This window comes from Tardiphaga sp. (assembly GCF_025356345.1).
Classification (GTDB): Bacteria; Pseudomonadota; Alphaproteobacteria; order Rhizobiales; family Xanthobacteraceae; genus Tardiphaga.
The window spans coordinates 1-3589 of record NZ_JANXTC010000316.1 but is presented as its reverse complement, the minus strand read 5'-3'; the positions used below and the strand labels follow the sequence as shown (position 1 = coordinate 3589).

Here is a 3589-nt window from a genome sequence, read left to right as displayed (position 1 = left end):
GATTTCGAGCAGCAGTACAATGACGGTCTCATCACCCACGGCGAGAAATACAACAAGGTCGTCGACGCCTGGTCGAAGGCCGGCGAAGAAGTCGCCAAGGAAATGATGAAGGAGATTTCTTCGGTCAAGAAGAACTCCAAGGGCGAAGAAACCCAGATCAACTCGATCTACATGATGTCGCATTCCGGTGCCCGCGGTTCGCCGGCCCAGATGCGCCAGCTTGCCGGCATGCGCGGCCTGATGGCCAAGCCGTCGGGTGAGATCATCGAGACGCCGATCATCTCGAACTTCAAGGAGGGCCTGTCGGTTCTCGAATACTTCAACTCGACCCACGGCGCCCGCAAGGGTCTCGCCGATACCGCGTTGAAGACCGCGAACTCCGGTTACCTCACCCGTCGTCTGGTCGACGTGGCGCAGGATTGCATCATCACGCAGAGCGATTGTGACACCAAGCTCGGCATCAAGATGCGCGCCATCATCGACTCCGGTTCGGTGGTTGCGTCGCTGGCGTCGCGCATTCTCGGCCGTTCGGCCTGCGACGACATCCGCGATCCCTTGACCAACAAGGTCATCATCAAGCGCAACACGCTGATGGAGGAAATCGACGTCGATGCCATCCAGCAGGCTGGCGTTCAGGAAGTGAAGATCCGCTCGGCCCTGACCTGCGAACTGGTCAACGGCATCTGCGGCATGTGCTACGGCCGCGATCTGGCCCGCGGCACCCCCGTCAACCACGGTGAGGCCGTCGGCGTCATCGCGGCACAGTCGATCGGTGAACCCGGCACCCAGCTGACCATGCGTACGTTCCACATCGGTGGCGCCGCGCAGATCAACGAGCAGTCGGTCATCGAATCGAACTTCGACGGCAAGGTGACGATCAAGAACGAAGCCATCGCCAAGAACGGCGAAGGCCACATGGTCGCCATGGTCCGCAACATGGTCATCGCCATCAGCGACTCCGATGGCACCGAGCGTGCGACGCATCGTATTCAGTACGGTGCCCGCGTGCACGTGGCCGAGGGCGACACCATCAAGCGCGGTCAGCGCATCGCGGAATGGGATCCGTATTCCCGTCCGTTGCTGACCGAGGTTGAAGGCGTGATCGGCTTCGAGGATCTGATCGACGGCCAGTCGATCGCCGAGACGCTCGACGAATCCACCGGTATCGCCAAGCGCGTGGTTACCGACTGGCGTTCGTCCCGCGGCGGCGCGGATCTGCGGCCGGCGATCGTCATCAAGGGCAAGGATGGCAAGATCCTGAAGCTCGCCCGTGGTGGTGAAGCCCGCTACATGCTGTCGGTCGACGCCATTCTGTCGGTCGACACCGGCGCCAAGGTGAAGACCGGCGACATTCTCGCCCGCGTCTCCATGGAAAGCGCGAAGACGCGTGACATCACCGGCGGTCTGCCGCGGGTGGCCGAACTGTTCGAGGCCCGCAAGCCGAAGGACGCGGCGATCATCGCGGAAATCGGCGGCACCATCCGCTTCGGACGCGACTACAAGAACAAGCGCCGGATCTCGATCGAGCCGATCGACAAGAACGAGGAGACTCGCGAGTACCTCATTCCGAAGGGCAAGCAGATCCATCTGCAGGACGGCGACATCGTCGAAAAGGGCGATTACATCGTCGAAGGCAATCCCGCGCCGCACGACATTCTGGCGATCAAGGGCATCGAGGAACTCGCTGCCTATCTGGTCAACGAAATCCAGGAAGTTTACCGGTTGCAGGGCGTGCTCATCAACGACAAGCACATCGAAGTGATTGTTCGTCAGATGCTGCAGAAGGTCGAGATCACCGACCAGGGCGATACCGACATGATCTCGGGCGAACAGATCGACAAGATCGAATTCGACCAGCTCAATGCCCGCGCCAAGGAAGAAGGCAAGGCGATGGCGACCGGAACGCCGGTGCTGCTCGGCATCACCAAGGCCAGTCTGCAGACCCGTTCGTTCTTCTCGGCGGCGTCGTTCCAGGAGACCACGCGTGTGCTCACCGAAGCCGCCGTCAACGGCAAGGTGGATCCGCTCGAAGGCCTCAAGGAAAACGTCATTGTCGGCCGGTTGATCCCGGCAGGCACCGGCGCCTCGATGGCGAAGATTCGCGAAGTCGCGGTCAAGCGCGACAAGATGATCCTCGACGAGCGCGAGCGGCAGGCGACGATCGTGCCGGACGCTCCGGAAGGCGAAACGCTGATGCTGCCGCCCGCCGAGTAAGCGGCCGCGTTGCACAAGATTGGAAAAGGCCGGCGCAAGCCGGCCTTTTTCGCGTCTGGCGTGTGCTGCGGGATCATGCCGCCTTTCTGTTCATCTTCCCTTCAGATGAAAAATGATCTTATCTAGAGTGGCTTAGCGTAACCTGCCAGGCGGGGTGCCAGCCTCGCGCCAGTCGCGTTCCGTTAGGCGCGCAAACGCGCTACATCGATTGTTGCCCGATGTGGCCGTCCATGGCTGACACGGCGCCTGAAAGAGACCGATGCTTGATCTTGCAATTGTGGGTGGTGGTCCGGGCGGCCTGATGAGCGCCTGGTATCTCAAGAAGAAGCTCGGCGATCTCTGCCGGGTCACCATCTATGAGGCGTCGGATCGCGTCGGCGGCAAGATCCTGACCAAGAAATTCGACAGCGCGCCGGCGATGTACGAGGCCGGTGTTGCCGAGATCTATGATTACTCGATGACCGGACCCGACCCGCTGCGCGAACTGATCCAGCATTTCGGCCTGCAGACGATTCCGATGGACGCCGAGCAGGTGATGCTGGACGGCGAACTGCTCGACGACGTGCCGGGCATGCGAAAAAAATACGGCAACAAGACCGCGGACGCCATTGTGGCGTTCCGCAAGCGCTGCGCCGGCATGGTGTCGCCGGTGGAATATTACGAAGGCGTCGGGGCCCACGACAACGAGCATCCCTGGGCATACATCACCTGCGAGGAATTGCTCGACAAGGAAGTCTCGGACCCCACCGCGAAGCGATTTCTCAAGGTGATGGCGCGCTCCGATATCGCGACCGAGAGCCACAACACCAATGGGCTCAACGCGCTGAAGAACTTCGTGATGGATGTCGACGGCTATATCGGCCTGTATTCGATCCAGAACGGCAACGAGCAGTTGATCACGTGCCTGCAGTCGGAAGTCGATGCCGACATCCAGCTCAACCACCGCGTCCTCAAGGTGGGCAAGACCGAGGCCGGCCGCTACCAGCTCGACATGATGAACGGCAAGGGCGCGGAAACCCGCGACTTCGACCTGGTGGTGATGTGCCTGCCGCATTCGTGGCTGGCGACGATGCGTTGGGACGGCGAGCAGCTGCGCAAGTCGATGGTCAAGCATGTCTCCTATTTCGACCGGCCAGCGCATTATTTGCGGGACTCGATTCTGTTCGATACGCCGTTCTGGGGCGACCAGATCCCCGGCGCCTGGTTCATGTCGGAAGCCTTCGGCGGCTGCTGCGTGTACAATGAAGGCGCGCGCCACGACGTCGGCAAGCACGGTGTGCTGAACTGGCTGATCGCCGGCTCCGACGCGCTGGCCTTCGCCAATCTCAATGACCAGCAGCTGATCGACGCGGCGCTGAAATCGTTGCCGGCGTCG

The 3589-nt window shown here is 61.4% G+C and carries 1 protein-coding gene and 1 pseudogene; both read left to right on the top strand.

The features are described from left to right. Positions 1–2214, top strand: a pseudogene (locus Q0S16_RS19270) (DNA-directed RNA polymerase subunit beta'); the annotation flags it as partial. A gap of 259 nt (positions 2215–2473) precedes the next feature. Next, a partial coding sequence (locus Q0S16_RS19265) for an FAD-dependent oxidoreductase (RefSeq protein WP_295851617.1) occupies positions 2474–3589 on the top strand: 1116 nt, incomplete at its 3' end.